The sequence below is a fragment of the Shewanella denitrificans OS217 genome, from assembly GCF_000013765.1.
Classification (GTDB): domain Bacteria; phylum Pseudomonadota; class Gammaproteobacteria; order Enterobacterales; family Shewanellaceae; genus Shewanella; species Shewanella denitrificans.
The window spans coordinates 3,839,177-3,855,222 of record NC_007954.1; the positions used below are offsets into that span (position 1 = coordinate 3,839,177).

Consider the following 16,046-nt stretch of genomic DNA (forward strand, 5'->3'; position numbering starts at 1 on the left):
TATTCCTTCTATGAAATTTATTCAGCAGGCGCATCGTCATGCTGAACATAGCCAGGCTGGCTACTTTGGGTCGGCGTTATGTGCAATGCACGTGCCGGCACCACGGTAGAAATGGCGTGTTTGTAAACCATCTGGCTTACTGTGTTTTTCAATAAGATCACAAATTGATCGAAAGACTCAACCTGACCTTGTAGTTTGATCCCGTTGACCAAGTAAATTGATACTGGTACACGTTCACGACGCAAAGCGTTCAAAAATGGGTCTTGTAAAGATTGCCCCTTAGCCATTGGATGTTCCTTTTTTATTTTATAAAGAATCAGAATTCTGTTTTATTGTTTAGTTTTAGTATTATACAGCAGGGGCCAATTAGCTAGCCCCTTTGCCTTTGAAGTGTAACTAAATTACTTTCTGCACCACTTTCTAGCCAATGCACATCAGGCCAACCACGCAACCATGTTAATTGACGTTTAGCCAATTGCCTAGTAGCAGCGGTCGCTTTTTCAACCATAGTGTCATAGTCAAACTCACCTTCAAGGTATTGCCAACACTGACGATACCCCACACAGCGCATAGAAGGTAAGTCTAAATGCAAATCTCCTCGTGCCATCAAGCTGTTAACTTCCTCGACAAAGCCTTGCTCGAGCATGATTGTAAAGCGTTTCGCAATTAATTCATGTAGTACTTTCCTATCAAGTGGTGCTATCGCAAACTGCACGACTTCATAGGGTAAAGCGGCTGATTTAGTCTGAGTTAACTCAGTCATTGTCTTGCCACTAATGTAATAAACTTCTAACGCCCGCGATAACCGCTGGGGATCGTTCGGGTGTATCCTTGCTCCTGCGACCGGGTCTATCTCACACAGACTTTGGTGCAGAGCTTCCCAGCCTTCAATATCGGCACGGGTTTGTATTTGTTGGCGTATGGTTTCATCGGCGCTTGGCAGGGGGGATAAACCTTCCAGCAAGGCTTTGAAATACATCATGGTGCCGCCCACCAAAAGTGGCGTCTTGCCTCTTTTGATAATCGCTTCAATCTCGATTAAAGCATCCCGCCTAAAATCCGCTGCAGAATAGCTCTCGCTTGGGTCTAAAATGTCGATCAATTTATGTGGCGCCAGCGCAAGCTCGGCAGCATTGGGTTTCGCTGTGCCTATGTCCATCTGCTTGTATATCAATGCCGAGTCGACAGAAATAATCTCACAATTGTGCTTTTGCGCCATTTCAATGGCCAAAGCCGTTTTTCCTGAAGCCGTTGGCCCCATTAAAAACAAAATTTTCCCTTGTGATACCTTATTCACTCTGACTCTCTTCTAACCATGCTTGCCAAGGCAATACTTTTGCCTTTTCTAGCAGCACTTGCTGCTCAGGCTCTGATAATAAACAAAAACCTTCCCAGGTGTCTGTTAAGCTTTGTTCATGCTTCTGCCCGTGTTTTGCAAGCCAGGCACTTAATGCTGGTATTGCCGGCACTTGGTGTTCTACCCATTGCAATAACTCGGGGATCAACACAGCTAACTGGCTCTCTCTCAAATATGGGGGCACTTTCTTAATAATCAACTGCTGGTAGCGAATTGTCAGCTCTAAACCCAATTGTCTGAGTAAAGACTCTCTTTCAAGCAAGATTTCGCCCCAATGTTTATCGGCTTTTACCGCAACCGGCATAAGTAATGGTTGGCTCACAAGTCCTGTTGGTAGCTTGTGACTGATTTCTTTTTGCCTTAGCCACAAACGCACCGCCTGTAGCGGTAATAAGCGTAAACACTCTCCTTGAGTGATTACCCAATATTGCCCAGCAAGCACCGCAGGCATAGCGGCAACCTTTGGGGTCGAACCAGACTCATTGACGTCTTTGAATTCTTGATTTTTATCCGCCACATACTGGTTTGAAGAAGACACTATCTCTGGTGTCGCTAATAACTGAGCATAACCCTCAAGTGCCTGACGAGACACTGGTGCAGACGTTGAATGACTGTAATTTGAAGCCGTATTAGTTGAAGCGGCGTTTGTTGAATAACGCTTAGGTGTATAACGACTATTATCTTGAGGCTGATAATCACCTTGAGATGAGGGAATACGGCCAAATTGACTGACCCCGGCGCTGGCCTTACGTTCAGAGCTTGTAGATCCTCGGTGCACTGAAGCTGCATTCGCAGCATAAGCGACTGAATTCGAAAAATCGCCCTCTTCTGCATGACCACGACTCGGGCTTAATCCATTATCTGGATTCGAAGCGGCCGTGGCCTCCAAAGACCCATTATCTTGTTCAAAGTCATATTCAGCCTGACTGCCTTTAGCGGGAAACTGAGCTAAAGCCGATTGCAGCGCCTGCAGAATAAAGTCATGCACATAACGGCTTTGATGAAAGCGCACTTCATGCTTAGCCGGATGCACATTCACATCGACTTGATGCGGGTCTAAGGTGAGTTTGAGCACATATGAAGGCTGTTGATGCCACTGATGCTCGGCAAACGCTTGGCGCACTGCATGATTGACCAGTTTATCCCTCACTAGGCGGCCATTAACATAAAAGTAGTTGGTGTCGGTCACGCTATTGTCATGGGGTGACTGAATGTAACCTTCAAGGGATAGGCCATCATGTTCACAGGCCAAGGTAATGGCTTGCTCAGCAAAGGCGCGGCCACAAATTTGCGACAACCTTTGCTGCATTTGAATGTCGGTATTCGCCGCCCGATATTGACGCACTAGCTTACCATTGTGAGTCAAACTAAAGTGGATATCCGTACGCACTATGGCGATACGCTTGAGCCATTCATCGATATGAGTAAACTCAGTTTTATCACTCTTTAGGAAACGCCTTCTGGCCGGAGTGTTAAAAAACAAATCCACCACTTCTATAGTGCTGCCCTGTGGATGGGCCGCGGGCATCAGGCTCACATCCATTTGCGAGCCTTCGGCATGGGCTTGCCATGCTTCAGTTTGTTCAGCCGTTTTAGAGGTTAAGGTCAGGCGTGCCACAGAACTAATACTGGCCAAGGCTTCTCCACGAAAACCAAAGCTTAAAATGGCTTCTAAATCATCTAGGCTGTGCACTTTCGAGGTCGCGTGACGCGATAGCGCTAAGGCCAACTCATCTTTAGGTATGCCTGAGCCGTTATCTCGGATGCGGATAAGTTTGCTGCCGCCCTTGTCTATGTCGATATCGACCCGAGTGGCACCGGCATCCAAGCTATTTTCCACCAACTCTTTCACCACAGACGCGGGTCTTTCCACCACTTCGCCAGCGGCGATTTGGTTGGCAAGTTGAGGCGGTAGGATATGAATTGGCATAATCGACTAAGCCCTTGGGATCACAAGATCTTGGCCAACGTGCACCACATCGGACCTAAGATTATTCGCCTGCTTAAGTCGGGTGACAGACACTTGATAGCGCTGAGCAATCACAGAGAGCGACTCCCCACGGGCAACCTTGTGTTTTTGGCTACTCGTACTGGTACTTACGCCCCTTTTGGCAAGAACGGTATCACTTGGGGCATTAGTGGAAAAATACCTCAGCACGCCTGAATGTATCGCTCTGGCTAGTTTATCCTGATATACCCCACTTTTAAGCTGTCGCTCTTCATAGGGATTAGAGATAAAGCCTGTTTCTACCAAAATAGACGGAATATCCGGAGATTTAAGCACGGCAAAACTTGCCGCCTCAGGTTTATGCTTATGCAGCTTAGTCACTGAGTTTAAGTCTTTTATGATATCGCCAGCGATTGCATGACTAATGGCCATGGAGCTATTCATCGACATGTCCAGCAAGGTCATCGCCAAATACTGTTCGCTATCGGTATTTTGAATAATTTCACCGGCGCCGCCCAGCAGCTCTGAGTGTTTTTCTTTTTGCTCGAGCCAACGACCAATTTCACTGTTGGCGCGGCGCATTGACAATATCCACACCGAAGCACCTTGGGGCTTAGGGGAGGTAAATGCATCGGCATGAATTGAAATAAGCAAGTCGGCTTTACTATTACGGGCAAGCTCGGAGCGCTTATTCAAGTTAACAAAATAATCGCCTCGACGCGTCATAACGGCGCGCATGCCTGGTGTTTGATTAATTTTGGCCGCTAAACGGTTGGCAATTTCCAGTACCACGCGTTTTTCATGGGTACCAGAAGGCCCAATGGAGCCGGGGTCTTCACCGCCGTGCCCCGCATCAATGGCAATAACTAAATCTCTTAAGCCTTGGCTAGATGCAGCAAAATTACTTGGGGTTGAACTGCTTGAACTCGAGCTTGCAGACTGCGCGGATGCTGAGTCATCTAAGTCCACCACCAAACGATTGCCATAGGGCGCCGTGGGTGGCAGTGAAAACAAATTAGCTTTTACAGGTTTGTGTAAATCAAGCACTAAACGCAAGGTGCCTTTTTTTGGGGGGGTGCTATAACGAATACTCTTGATTAACTTACTGTTATTGGCAACTTTCGCTAAATTAACCCCAAGGTGAGTATCCTCTAAATCCACCACTAACCTATGGGGGCTACTCAGGGTAAAGTCTGCGTACCTAGGGGCTTGAGTCAAGTCAAAAACAACTCGAGTAGACTCAGGGGCTGCCCATATACGCACGCTGTCGAGCTTATTACTGGCCCAAGCCGCTACACTGGCCACGCTCAATAATATGCTGAATAAGACTTGGGTGAAGATAATGCTATGATTCATTATTATTTTAAATTATCCAATATTCTCTGCCCTGCCGCAGATTTGGCTTCTATTTTTATTTGTCTTTGTAAGCCTTTATAACTTAAATCTAAGTGCAAGTCAGCTTCTGGCAACATACCAAAACCTCTGTCCGGCCATTCCACTAAACATAAACTGTTATTATTGAAGTAATCGCGGATCCCCATGAACTCGAGCTCTTCTGGATCAGCCACCCGGTATAAATCGAAGTGAAACACCTCAATGCCGGGTAATTCATAAGGCTCAACAAGGGTGTAAGTGGGACTTTTAACTGCGCCATTATGGCCTAAGGCTTGGATAATACCGCGGCTCAAGGTGGTTTTTCCTGCCCCAAGCTCACCGGTCAAGTATAAGGTAAATGGCGGCTGGAGTCCTGCAGCAATCGCTCGCCCCATAGCTACGCTAGCTTGTTCATCCGGTAGATCTTTTATCAGCACAGTCATTTTGCTTAGGCTCATTACCACTAAAAACTAAAGTGGCTAAATATACCAGAAACCTACGCCTAAAACCCACAGCTACACGCGGATATTTACCCGATAGCTTCTTCAAACCATTCAAAGACCCAAAGATGCCAATAAACTTATACTTTATAGATCTTCAAGTCGGTTAACATTGTGCACCAATTGCTTTTGTTGCTTGCGCTCAACTTCCACTAAATTCATTAATGCCCCGCGGATTTCCTCTGTTGCCGCCATATTGACCCCCTGCTCGAGTAACTTAATCAAACGATCTTCTAGGTCTAAGTGTATTTCGAGGATATCTTCATCATTGGCATTGGCGGCTAAATGTTGTGTTTGACAGCGTTGAGTAAAATCTTCAAACACTATGCCATCGTACCAGGTATCCAAGATATGGCTGGGTGCTGCTGCTATGTAACGCATTAACGCATCATGAACTTGCTGCTGTTGTTGCTGTAAATAATTCAACATCATCTTGCCCCTAGTCCCATCAAGATGCTGACTAAGCCTACGATAGAGAGCCTTCATTTCCAATCTGCTGGCCGCTACCAACGCCAGTAAATCTCTTAGCTGTTGAATACGCATGCTGAACTCCTCAAATTTTCGGCTGATAAATAGTTTATTCAGCCTCAGTAATCCGTTTCTGACTTCCATCAAGCATAGTATTGATTCTTAGGAGCGAAGTTTACGTGATGCTGTTCACGCTTAGCTTATTTTAAATATCAGAAACCTTCACAAGCACGAATTATCGACAATTATCATATTAAACAAATTAACCATGGACAATAACACTGCTAAAATACATCATTGTCGACAATGTGAGTACGGAGGGATATTTTAATGACTATGGAACACTATTTTATATTTGGATTAATTAACACGTTTTTTGTGTTTATCAGCTTATTTGGCATATTTTCACAATGGCAACGCATCAAGCACAGGCAACTCAAAAACGAGGCGCATCCATGCGCCTTATTATCCCAGAATCAATTCAGTGTCAGTTTTTTAGCCTACTTATCCTTTTTTGTTTACGGTTACAGTATCAGCCCATTCAATCACTACCTGGTTTGGCCAAGGCTTATCGCTGCTGTCATCGTGCTGGCTATCTTGTATGAAATTTGGCGCGACAGGAAAAGTCGGCTTGCAACAAGCTGCTTCATAGTGGCACTCATATTATTGATTATGGCAAACGTAGGCTTATTGGTAGGTGATAGCTATACGGATGAAAGCAAGTTTATCTCCACTGGGCTAGTGCTCGCGGTCAGCCTTTTTTTGGCTCAAGGATACCTGCATCAAATCTTAGTTATCATACGTGCTGGCAGCACAGGTGCGGTTGAGCTCAAGATGAGCCAATTCATTTTGATGATGGATATATCGACGATAGCCTTTGCATTCAGCATGGGGATCGAGCTTGGCTGGCCGTTACTCACACTAGCCTGCACCAGTGCAATCACTAAACTCATCATAATGTACCTATTTCGCTGGGTTAGGGTCAGCAAAAAAGCACAACAACGGCGGCTCAAGATGGTTGCGGCTGGCTGTTTAAATCATAAAACTGGCTAGGAATATCGGCCCACTCAACAAACTCAACTGAGAAAATGTCGCATACCTGAGCTGAATTTGAACTTTGGGAGCGACCTGCACTTGTAAAGAGTGGTTCGGACTAAAGTATAGGTTTGTCACTTGGTAGGGTATAAAAAAGGGGGGATACATAAGATTGCAGCAACCTGCTCTTGTAAAGAGCGGTTCGAATCTATGACGCTGTTATCACTTCTAGCTTGGCAAAAAAGAGGTATCGACTATTTCAACAAACTCAACTGAGCTAATGATTTTTAACAGAGGAGATTAACAAGAGATTGGAGTGATCTGCTCTTGTAAAGAGTGGTTCGAACCGATGAGCTAATGATTTTTAACAGAGGAGATTAGTAAGAGATTGGAGCGACCAGCTCTTGTAAAGAGTGGTTCGAACCGATGACATGAATTTCACATCATTAAAATTTGGAGCGACATATCGGGTTCGAACCGATGACCTATACCTTGGCAAGGTATCGCTCTACCAACTGAGCTAATGTCGCATATCTGAACTTACTTTGAACTTTTGGAGCGACCTGCTCTTATAAAGAGCGGTTCGAACCTATGACGCTGTTATCACTTCTAGCTTGGTAAGTTATCGCTCTACCAACCTGAACTAATTTCACATCACTAAAATTTGGAGCGACCATCCCTAATAAAGAGTGGTTCGAACCGATGACCTATACCTTGGAAAAAAAGAGGGTATCGGCACTTATAATCAACTCAACTGAGCTAATTATCGCTTTCAAAACTTGGAGCGACATATCGGGTTCGAACCGATGACCTATACCTTGGCAAGGTATCGCTCTACCAACTGAGCTAATGTCGCATAAAACTTGTTATTTGGAGCGACCATCCCTAATAAAGAGTGGTTCGAACCCATGACGCTGTTATCACTTCTAGCTTGGCAAGTTATCGCTCTACCAACTGAGCTAATGTCGCATAAAACTTGTTATTTGGAGCGACCATCCCTAATAAAGAGTGGTTCGAACCGATGACCTATACCTTGGAAAGAAAGAGGGTATCGGCACTTATAATCAACTCAACTGAGCTAATTAACGCTTTCAAAACTTGGAGCGACATATCGGGTTCGAACCGATGACCTATACCTTGGCAAGGTATCGCTCTACCAACTGAGCTAATGTCGCATTTCAAATTTTAAATCAAATTTTAAAAACTTCAGCTTTCTGCTGTTCAGCGTTGCCACTGTGCAGAAAGTTGAGGCCGCATTATAGGTAATATTTACTTTGCTGCAACCCCTAATTTTAAAAAAAATGTCTGATTGATTAAATTTTAAATACTTCTTTACGATAAAACTGCAATTCGGCGATAGATTCTTGGATATCTTGCAATGCTTGATGAGTGCCCTGCTTGGTAAAACCCTTCATGGTTTCTGGTGACCAACGCTTAACTAGCTCCTTAATCGTGCTAACGTCCACATTGCGATAATGGAAGTATTCTTCAAGCTCGAGCATGTATTTGTTCAAGAAACGTCTGTCCTGACCAATACTGTTGCCACACATAGGTGATGCGCCTTTAGGCACATACTGCGCTAAAAATTTAATGGTTTGCTCAATTGCATCGGCTTCAGTAAATTGACTTGCTTTTACTCTATCAATTAAGCCTGACTGACCATGGTGCTTTTGATTCCAATCATCCATTTTCGCTAAGGTTTCATCGCTTTGATGAATGGCTATCACTGGGCCTTGGGCCAAAATATTAAGTTCAGAATCCGTCACTAAAGTGGCAATTTCTATGACAACATCCACCTCAGGCTCTAAGCCTGTCATTTCAAGATCAATCCAAATCAGATTATTTGCATCTGCTGTCATAAGTCCGCCTTTATATGTCTATGCCTAAATTCAGGCTTTTTTACCAAAGAGGGTGTATCATACTGTTTTTTTGAAGCACAAAAAAACCTATTTGATGAAGATTAGCCTGTGAGTAAAAAGAAACCCCTAAGCCAAGGCCAACTGCGGCGCATGCGTGATAATCAAAGCAAGCGACTTAAGCGCAGCCACACTCAAGATACCACCAATGAGTTGCAAGACAATTTATTGGGGCCCGAGCAAGCTGGCGTGGTTATTTCACGCTTTGGACAACATGCCGATATTGAGACTCAAGATGGTGCAACTGCGCGCTGCAACATTCGCCGCGCCGTCACCAGTTTAGTCACAGGTGACAAGGTTATCGTACGCCTTGCCACCGAGCAGCATTCAAGCTCAGGCATTGGCGGCATTGTTATCGCCGTGCATCCGCGAACCTCTTCGCTGACTCGTCCAGATCTTTACGATGGCGTTAAAATTATCGCGTCAAACATAGACCAGATTTTAATTGTCTCGTCCGTGTTGCCAAGCTTTACCACTCAAATAATCGACCGCTACTTGGTTGCCTGTGAAGATACCGATATTCCCGCGGTGATCATCTTAAATAAAACCGACTTGCTTACCGATGAAAACCGCCCTGAAATCGAAGCCGCGTTAGCTAGGTACAGAGCCATTGGCTATCCGGTGTATTTAATCAGTAGCCATACAGGCGAAGGCGTCGATGACATAAAAGATTTACTCAAAGATAAAGTCAGCGTATTCGCAGGGCAATCTGGTGTGGGAAAATCATCGCTTATCAATGCCCTCATGCCAGATGCCGAGCTAATAGTGGGTGATGTATCGGGAAATTCAGGTCTAGGTCAACATACTACGACTACCGCCAAATTATTGCATTTCCAAAGTGGCGGCGATTTGATTGATTCCCCAGGTGTGCGAGAATTTGCCCTGTGGCATTTACCTGCGCCCCGGGTTGGCTGGTGTTTTGTGGAGTTTCGCGATTTTATAGGTACCTGTAAGTTCCGTGATTGTAAACACGGTGATGACCCAGGTTGCGCCCTGCAAGAAGCCCTCGCCGCGGGTAAAATCACCCAAGACAGATTCGATAATTACCATAAAATCATTGCCAGTCTAGACGAGCAAAGGCATGCGAGACATTTTCGCAATGCCGACGAATAACCTCAATTTAAAAGATAAAAAAGGGAAACCAATTGGACTCAGTAAAAATTGCATTGCAATACATAATGCCAAAACACTTAGTGTCTCGCCTTGTGGGTAAATTTGCCGCTGCCAAAGCAGGCGCCCTAACCCAAGCCTTTATTAACTGGTTTATCAAGCAATATAAAGTTGATATGTCAGAAGCGGCACAGAGCGATCCTAAAGCCTATGCTAGTTTTAATGATTTTTTCACCCGCGCCTTAAAAGATGGCATTCGGCCACTTTGCCAAGAAGACGGCATCATGGTGCATCCCGTTGATGGCGCGGTAAGTCAACGCGGCCCCATTGAAGCAGGTCAAATCGTGCAGGCTAAAGGTCATCATTATTCATCGGTTGCGCTATTAGGCGGCGATGAAAAAGATGCCGCCCGTTTCGACAACGGCGACTTCGCCACTATCTACTTAGCACCTAAAGATTATCATAGGATCCATATGCCAATCACTGGCACCCTGTCTAAGATGATTTATGTCCCAGGTGAGCTATTTTCGGTTAACCCATTAACGGCGCAAAATGTGCCAGGGTTGTTTGCCCGTAACGAGCGCGTGGTGGCGATTTTTGAAACCCAAGTCGGCCCACTTGCCATGGTGCTGGTTGGTGCAACCATAGTTGCCAGCATAGAAACTGTGTGGGCTGGCACTGTGACGCCGCCTGCGGGTAAGCAAGTCTTTACTTGGGAATACCCAACAACAGGTAGCGATGCCCTAACCTTAGAAAAAGGCGCCGAAATGGGCCGCTTCAAACTGGGTAGCACAGTGGTGATGTTATTCGCCCAAGATGCAATCGACACATTCGCCGCTGGCGTTGACCCAGGCGAGACCACTCGCATGGGCCAAAAATTTGCCAATCTAAATAAAAGTAAGTAGAGGCTAACTAAACTGTTAACACCCCACAGCTGCAGCTGTGGGGGATTTGCATCCTCATGTTAACTCCCGCTGAAAATCCGATAATTAATACTTTGGCTTTTGTTTGCCAGTACTAAGCGCTTCATTTAGGATAACTCTACGCCCTCCTCATCTGAATTTTATTATGCTGATATTCGCCCATCGTGGTGCCAGTGGTTATGCTCCTGAAAACACCTTAGCTGCTTTTGATAAGGCCCTCGCCCTTAATGCTGAAGCCATAGAGCTCGATGTGCACAATGTTGAAGGGGAATTGATGGTATTTCACGACCGCCAATTGGCAGGTAAAAGTAATGGCAGGGGATTAATACATCAGCAAACCTTAGAGAATTTAAGCAAACTGAGCGTGCAAGGCGAACCAATCCCGAGTCTGTGGCAAGTGCTAACCCTTGTAGCGGCCCGTTGTATAGTCAATATTGAGCTTAAAGGGATTGGCTGCGTCGCGCCTTTTATTGCCATGTATGCCAAGGCCATCGAGGAGCTTAATTTCAAGCCAGAACAACTGCTAACTTCTTCTTTTAATCATCTGTATCTTGCCCAAGTCAAACACACCCTGCCTCAGTGTCACGTTGCCCCGCTACTTGCTGGCATTCCGCTCAATTTAGCCCAAGTCGGCACTGAACTTAATGCCTATTCCATCAACCTCGACATCGGCTTTATCAATCAAGCCTTAATCACCGATGCCCACGCCAGAGGACTTAAGGTGTACGTTTATACCGTCGATGATGGCGATGATATTCGCGCACTCAAGCACTTAAACGTCGATGGTATCTTCAGCAATTACCCCGATAAGGCAAAACTTGCGCTAACGCAAAATCCAAAGACAAATTACCGCCACTGGTTTGAATAACTCGCCTTGGCTAAGGCAATTGAAGCTTACAGAAACCAGCGCTAATTTATGTTCATAAGGCTTAACTAACGTTGCTTAAGCATGGTTATTACGCTGAGCCCAGGCGCCAATGGCGATAAAGGTAGCCAGGATAACCAATCCCAACCATTGACTGGGTATCGACTTTAGCTGCCCTGCTAACAATGGGCTCAGTGCCACAATCGCCACACCATAGCCAAAGGCATTAACCAAGATAAACACTAAGGTACGCACCACAAAGCCCGCCCCCGCAAGGGAGCTTCTCAACAGGCGATTGATTCTGGTGCCTAAAATCACAATCAAACAAGCCACAATCGCTACTGCGATATCATTCATATAAGGATATAAAAATCGCCCAAATTGGCTTAATAGCCTGATCACACTGTCAAACATACTGCTGTTTCCTCTCTTTCTTATTCAAACGAATACTAATAACCGCTTTATGACAAAAAGTCGCGTTTTCTATTCAAAAAGTTATTAGCAATGATAACCGTTTTCATTTAGAATGCCATTACTGTCAATAAACGCTTATTTAAAATCCGTTTATTATCATTTGTTAACCTATGTTTGAGGACCTTATATGTTCGTTTGCCTTTGCCATGCGATAACCGATACTCAGATCAAACAAGCCGTTGGTCAGGGTGACAGTTCATTGGCCGATGTAAAAAAGCGTCTAGGTGTAGCCGATCAATGCGGAAAGTGCGCCCGTATGGCGACGCAAATCATCCAAAACCAAGTTGCAATCGAGCCTAATTTCTACGAAGTCGCTTAAGGTTTTACCAAGCAGCATCACGCTATCGCATTCGTTTAAATGTTTCCGAGCTTCATCGTCAAACACTCCCTTATATCATTGACTAACGTCGCTTTGTCGGGCGTTGAGTTCATTAGCTTCTTTGCTTAACTTCATTCCTACGTGTCATGAACTCAAATTTTCCCCATAAAAAATGCTGCCATACGGCAGCATTTTTATTGTTCAGCAGAGATCAAAACAAACCTTAGCTTGGGCTGTCATCGCTGATGTTTGGCTCGCCGTCTTCGAGTTCGGCTGATAGCGATGATGCTTCAATATCGACGCTATCGACCCGCTGTAATCCTCTTGGCAGTTTAGCGCCTCTTCGGCCACGTTCGCCGCGATAATGCTCTAAATCACTGGGTTTCAAGGTGAGCTTGCGCTTACCCGCCCACAAGGTCACACTGCAATCTGCCGGGACTAAACACAAGTGTGCTAATAACTCTTCGCGGGCTTTCGAGCGCTCCGATGGAATGCCGATGATTTTATTACCCTTGCCTTTAGACAGCTGCGGCAATGCATCGAGCTCAAACATCAACATCCGCCCTTCGTTGGTGATGGCTAAGATACTCGGTGATTGACTGCTATCGATACGCTTGGGCATCAGGGACTGGGCATTTTCTGGCAACGTCAGTAGCGCCTTACCGGCTTTATTGCGACTGGCCATATCGGAGAAGCTACAAATAAAGCCGTAGCCTGCATCTGATGCCATTAAGTAGCGCTGATCATCATCGCCCATGAGAACGTGTTGCATGCTCTCACCTGGGGCCATATTAAAGCGGGTGGTGATGGGTTCACCTTGGCTGCGGGCCGAGGGTAAGGTATGACTGTCGGTGGCAAAGGCGCGGCCGCTAGTATCGATAAACACCGCCGCTTGATTACTCTTACCTATGGCACTTCCGAGATAACTGTCACCACTCTTATAGGAAAGCGCTTGGCCGTCAACATCATGGCCCTTGGCACAGCGCACCCAGCCTTTTTCCGATAACACCACGGTGACCGCTTCTGTTGGCGTAAGCTCTTGCTGGGTTAATGCTTTGGATTCACTGCGCTCGACTATGGGTGAGCGTCTGGCATCGCCATAGGTTTCGCCGTCGGCAATCAGTTCTTTCTTCACTAAGGTTTTTAAGCGGCGCTCTGAACCAAGAATAAGCTGCAATTTGTCACGCTCTGCAGCCAATTCTTCTTGCTCGGCGGTGATTTTAAATTCTTCAAGCTTGGCTAAGTGACGCAATTTTAAATCTAAAATGGCTTCGGCTTGCTTGTCGGTTAAATTAAAGCGCGCTTTTAATTCACTCTTAGGATCTTCTTGATAACGAATGATTTCTATTACTTCGTCTATGTTCAAGAAGGCAATCAATAAGGCATCAAGAATGTGCAGTCGAGCCAGTACTTTCTCTAAGCGGTATTCAAGCCTGCGGGTGACAGTACCCACACGGTAAACCAACCATTCGCTGAGCATTTCTTTAAGGCCTTTAACCTGCGGGCGGCCATCTAGGCCTAGCACGTTAAGGTTGACTCTAAAGCTTTTCTGTAAATCTGTGGTAGCAAAAAGGTGTGCCATCAGTTGATCGCAATCGACCCGATTCGAGCGCGGCACTATCACTAAGCGCACTGGGTTTTCATGATCTGATTCATCACGTAAATCCGCTACCATAGGCAGCTTCTTGGCGATCATCTGATTGGCGATTTGCTCGAGAATTTTACCGCTACCCGCCTGATGTGGCAGTGCGGTGATGATGATTTCGCCTTGCTCTAGGGTATAGACGGCGCGGGCTTTAATTGAACCGCGACCTGTCTCATAAATCTTAGCAATATCAGCACTAGGGGTAATGATTTCCGCCTCTGTGGGGTAGTCAGGCCCAGGGACGATTTCTAATAGGCGAGCAAGCTCTGTCTTAGGCTCATCGAGCAATTCAACACAGGCGGCCACCAATTCACGCACATTGTGTGGCGGCACGTCAGTTGCCATGCCCACGGCGATGCCGGTAATGCCGTTGAGTAAGATATGCGGTAAACGCGCCGGTAAGGTCTTAGGCTCTTTCATGGTGCCATCGAAGTTATCCCCCCAATCCACCGTGCCTTGGCCTAGCTCGCTTAATAACACCTCTGAAAATTTAGATAATCTGGCTTCGGTATAACGCATGGCGGCGAAGGATTTAGGATCGTCCGGTGCCCCCCAGTTACCTTGGCCGTCCACCAAAGGATAGCGATATGAAAATGGCTGCGCCATCAACACCATGGCTTCATAACAAGCACTATCACCGTGAGGATGATACTTACCCAGTACGTCACCGACGGTTCTGGCGGACTTTTTATGCTTAGACTGAGCCGATAATCCCAACTCACTCATGGCATATATAATACGGCGCTGTACTGGCTTTAGGCCATCACCTATATGGGGCAAGGCCCTGTCCATGATGACGTACATGGAGTAATTCAGGTAGGCTTCTTCGGTAAAACGGCGCAGTGGCATTTGTTCCACGCCATCCAGGCTTAAATTTATCGCATCACTCATTTTCTAATTCTTCCTGCGGTGCGTCTGAACCTTTGTAATACATGCGATAGACATTACCTTTCAGATCGTCTGAAATAAACAGCGCCCCATCCGGTGCTGTCAATAAGGCATAAGGTCTTGCGACAGGAAACTCACCATCGAGGAAACTGACCACGGTTTCTCGAGAGCGAATGACCCCATCTTCCATATTTAACATGACAATTTGATAGCCGACTTTACTGGAACGGTTCCATGAACCATTCTCGGCGACAAAAAGCTTGCCTTGATAACGTTTGGGGAACTGAGTGCCACGGTAAAAATGCAGCCCTGTGGGGGCAACGTGAGCGGGCAGTTCAAATTCTGGCAAGCTGATATTAAGATTTTTTGGCTTGTCGTAGGCGGGTTCAACCACGGCTTTACCATGCAGGTAAGGGAAACCAAAATGGCTACCTACGACCTCGACTCGATTGATTTCATCAAATGGCAGGTTATCCCCCATCCAATTGCGGCCCTGATCGGCAAACAGCAATTGCCCCGACGTCGGTGACCAATCAAAACCTGTGACAGTGCGAATGCCTAAGGCAATTTGTTCACTGGCGCCGGTATCGACATTCACAGCGATAATGCTGCCAAAAGGTGCGGGTGATTCACACACATTGCAAGGCGAACTAATGGAGATGTACAGGCGGCCGTCTGGGCCGAAGCTCATGGCTCTGGCATGTTTCTTTTCCATGCTGGGCAGGCCAGAATAGACTTCTCTTGGCCTAGCAGGGCGACGCAAGCGACTTTCGATAGCTTCAAAGCGCAGCACTCGCTCTTCATTGGCGACATACAAGTCCCCCTTATGAAAAGCAATGGCTTCTGGATATTCAAGTCCCTTGGCTATCACATAGCGCTTATCCACTTGACCATCGCTATCGCTGTCCACTAAAGCATAAATGCTGCCATCTTTTTGAGAGCCCACAAACAGCGTGCCTTCATCTCCGAGCGCCATTTGTTTGGCATCACCGATATCTGAGGCATACAAAGACAACCCGAAACCTTTAGTGACGGTTATCATCACAGGTTGCGAAGCTAGGGCTAGGTTGGTTTGAAATAGACCCAATAACAAGCAAGTGATGCTAGTGCATATTGCTTGCCATTGGTTATGGTCTTTAATCGCTCGTTGACCCATATGAATATTCTACTACCTTTATAAAATTCGTTTATATTCAACCAATAAAAGCATTTTAATACAATCTC

15 protein-coding genes and 3 tRNA genes are annotated in these 16,046 nt (G+C 46.0%); 5 read left to right on the forward strand and 13 right to left on the reverse strand.

Annotation, left to right across the window (positions count from 1 at the left end):
* Positions 1-17 precede the first annotated feature (17 nt).
* The 6 genes from hfq to SDEN_RS16680 form a co-directional block, all read right to left on the reverse strand.
* A complete protein-coding gene (gene hfq / locus SDEN_RS16655) occupies positions 18-287 on the reverse strand; it encodes an RNA chaperone Hfq (protein ID WP_011497626.1) in 270 nt (89 codons plus the stop codon).
* An 83-nt stretch (positions 288-370) separates the two neighbouring features.
* A complete protein-coding gene (gene miaA / locus SDEN_RS16660; protein ID WP_049763103.1) occupies positions 371-1,261 on the reverse strand; it encodes a tRNA (adenosine(37)-N6)-dimethylallyltransferase MiaA in 891 nt (296 codons plus the stop codon).
* A gap of 28 nt (positions 1,262-1,289) precedes the next feature.
* Positions 1,290-3,287 carry a DNA mismatch repair endonuclease MutL gene (mutL, locus tag SDEN_RS16665; RefSeq protein WP_011497628.1) on the reverse strand — a complete coding sequence of 666 codons (1,998 nt, stop codon included), beginning with the start codon at positions 3,285-3,287 and terminating at the stop codon, positions 1,290-1,292.
* 6 nt (positions 3,288-3,293) lie between these two features.
* Positions 3,294-4,661 carry an N-acetylmuramoyl-L-alanine amidase gene (locus SDEN_RS16670; protein WP_011497629.1) on the reverse strand — a complete coding sequence of 456 codons (1,368 nt, stop codon included), beginning with the start codon at positions 4,659-4,661 and terminating at the stop codon, positions 3,294-3,296.
* A gap of 2 nt (positions 4,662-4,663) precedes the next feature.
* Positions 4,664-5,122, reverse strand: coding sequence for a tRNA (adenosine(37)-N6)-threonylcarbamoyltransferase complex ATPase subunit type 1 TsaE (tsaE, locus tag SDEN_RS16675; RefSeq protein ID WP_041405868.1), 459 nt, complete (start codon positions 5,120-5,122; stop codon positions 4,664-4,666).
* A 144-nt stretch (positions 5,123-5,266) separates the two neighbouring features.
* Positions 5,267-5,722, reverse strand: a complete 456-nt coding sequence (locus SDEN_RS16680) for a hypothetical protein (protein ID WP_011497631.1) — start codon at positions 5,720-5,722, stop codon at positions 5,267-5,269.
* 255 nt (positions 5,723-5,977) lie between these two features.
* Between SDEN_RS16680 and SDEN_RS16685 the strand changes: the two genes are divergently transcribed.
* Positions 5,978-6,700, forward strand: a complete 723-nt coding sequence (locus tag SDEN_RS16685) for a hypothetical protein (RefSeq protein WP_011497632.1) — start codon at positions 5,978-5,980, stop codon at positions 6,698-6,700.
* A 436-nt stretch (positions 6,701-7,136) separates the two neighbouring features.
* Here the strand turns inward: SDEN_RS16685 and SDEN_RS16690 are convergent.
* The 4 genes from SDEN_RS16690 to orn all read right to left on the reverse strand — a co-directional run bounded on the left by SDEN_RS16690 (position 7,137) and on the right by orn (position 8,541).
* A tRNA-Gly gene (locus tag SDEN_RS16690) sits at positions 7,137-7,212 on the reverse strand.
* A 250-nt stretch (positions 7,213-7,462) separates the two neighbouring features.
* Positions 7,463-7,538 (reverse strand) — tRNA-Gly (locus SDEN_RS16695).
* 243 nt (positions 7,539-7,781) lie between these two features.
* Positions 7,782-7,857: transfer RNA gene (locus tag SDEN_RS16700), tRNA-Gly, on the reverse strand.
* 138 nt (positions 7,858-7,995) lie between these two features.
* Positions 7,996-8,541 carry an oligoribonuclease gene (gene orn / locus SDEN_RS16705; protein WP_011497633.1) on the reverse strand — a complete coding sequence of 182 codons (546 nt, stop codon included), beginning with the start codon at positions 8,539-8,541 and terminating at the stop codon, positions 7,996-7,998.
* A 108-nt stretch (positions 8,542-8,649) separates the two neighbouring features.
* On the opposite strand from orn, the gene rsgA reads away from it, so the two are divergent.
* The 3 genes from rsgA to SDEN_RS16720 all read left to right on the forward strand — a co-directional run bounded on the left by rsgA (position 8,650) and on the right by SDEN_RS16720 (position 11,499).
* Positions 8,650-9,711, forward strand: a complete 1,062-nt coding sequence (rsgA, locus tag SDEN_RS16710) for a small ribosomal subunit biogenesis GTPase RsgA (protein WP_011497634.1) — start codon at positions 8,650-8,652, stop codon at positions 9,709-9,711.
* A gap of 32 nt (positions 9,712-9,743) precedes the next feature.
* On the forward strand, positions 9,744-10,613 hold the full coding sequence (gene asd, locus SDEN_RS16715; protein WP_011497635.1) for an archaetidylserine decarboxylase: 870 nt from the start codon (positions 9,744-9,746) through the stop codon (positions 10,611-10,613).
* A gap of 163 nt (positions 10,614-10,776) precedes the next feature.
* Entirely contained in the window at positions 10,777-11,499 is a 723-nt protein-coding gene (locus SDEN_RS16720) for a glycerophosphodiester phosphodiesterase (RefSeq protein WP_011497636.1), read from the forward strand.
* Between the two features lie 75 nt (positions 11,500-11,574).
* Here the strand turns inward: SDEN_RS16720 and SDEN_RS16725 are convergent, their stop codons facing one another.
* Positions 11,575-11,910, reverse strand: coding sequence for a DUF3392 domain-containing protein (locus tag SDEN_RS16725; protein WP_011497637.1), 336 nt, complete (start codon positions 11,908-11,910; stop codon positions 11,575-11,577).
* A 187-nt stretch (positions 11,911-12,097) separates the two neighbouring features.
* On the opposite strand from SDEN_RS16725, the gene SDEN_RS16730 reads away from it, so the two are divergent.
* Entirely contained in the window at positions 12,098-12,289 is a 192-nt protein-coding gene (locus SDEN_RS16730; protein WP_011497638.1) for a bacterioferritin-associated ferredoxin, read from the forward strand.
* Between the two features lie 223 nt (positions 12,290-12,512).
* On the opposite strand, the gene parC is transcribed toward SDEN_RS16730, so the two are convergent.
* Together parC and SDEN_RS16740 are read right to left on the reverse strand one after the other, a co-directional pair.
* Positions 12,513-14,825, reverse strand: coding sequence for a DNA topoisomerase IV subunit A (gene parC, locus SDEN_RS16735; protein WP_011497639.1), 2,313 nt, complete (start codon positions 14,823-14,825; stop codon positions 12,513-12,515).
* Positions 14,818-15,864: a PQQ-dependent sugar dehydrogenase gene (locus tag SDEN_RS16740; protein WP_232279980.1), complete on the reverse strand. Its 1,047-nt coding sequence runs from the start codon at positions 15,862-15,864 to the stop codon at positions 14,818-14,820. Before SDEN_RS16740 ends, parC begins: the two co-directional genes overlap by 8 nt.
* Positions 15,865-16,046: the final 182 nt, after the last annotated feature.

Excerpts from the sequence above, each read along its gene's own strand:
- SDEN_RS16725 (WP_011497637.1), bottom strand. The coding sequence starts at position 11,910 with ATGTTTGACAGTGTGATCAGGCTATTAAGCCAATTTGGGCGATTTTTA.
- SDEN_RS16685 (WP_011497632.1), top strand. The coding sequence starts at position 5,978 with ATGACTATGGAACACTATTTTATATTTGGATTAATTAACACGTTTTTT.
- parC (WP_011497639.1), bottom strand. The coding sequence starts at position 14,825 with ATGAGTGATGCGATAAATTTAAGCCTGGATGGCGTGGAACAAATGCCA.
- tsaE (WP_041405868.1), bottom strand. The coding sequence starts at position 5,122 with ATGACTGTGCTGATAAAAGATCTACCGGATGAACAAGCTAGCGTAGCT.
- SDEN_RS16720 (WP_011497636.1), top strand. The coding sequence starts at position 10,777 with ATGCTGATATTCGCCCATCGTGGTGCCAGTGGTTATGCTCCTGAAAAC.
- hfq (WP_011497626.1), bottom strand. The coding sequence starts at position 287 with ATGGCTAAGGGGCAATCTTTACAAGACCCATTTTTGAACGCTTTGCGT.
- SDEN_RS16730 (WP_011497638.1), top strand. The coding sequence starts at position 12,098 with ATGTTCGTTTGCCTTTGCCATGCGATAACCGATACTCAGATCAAACAA.
- SDEN_RS16670 (WP_011497629.1), bottom strand. The coding sequence starts at position 4,661 with ATGAATCATAGCATTATCTTCACCCAAGTCTTATTCAGCATATTATTG.
- SDEN_RS16740 (WP_232279980.1), bottom strand. The coding sequence starts at position 15,864 with ATGATAACCGTCACTAAAGGTTTCGGGTTGTCTTTGTATGCCTCAGAT.
- SDEN_RS16680 (WP_011497631.1), bottom strand. The coding sequence starts at position 5,722 with ATGCGTATTCAACAGCTAAGAGATTTACTGGCGTTGGTAGCGGCCAGC.
- miaA (WP_049763103.1), bottom strand. The coding sequence starts at position 1,261 with ATGGGGCCAACGGCTTCAGGAAAAACGGCTTTGGCCATTGAAATGGCG.
- orn (WP_011497633.1), bottom strand. The coding sequence starts at position 8,541 with ATGACAGCAGATGCAAATAATCTGATTTGGATTGATCTTGAAATGACA.
- mutL (WP_011497628.1), bottom strand. The coding sequence starts at position 3,287 with ATGCCAATTCATATCCTACCGCCTCAACTTGCCAACCAAATCGCCGCT.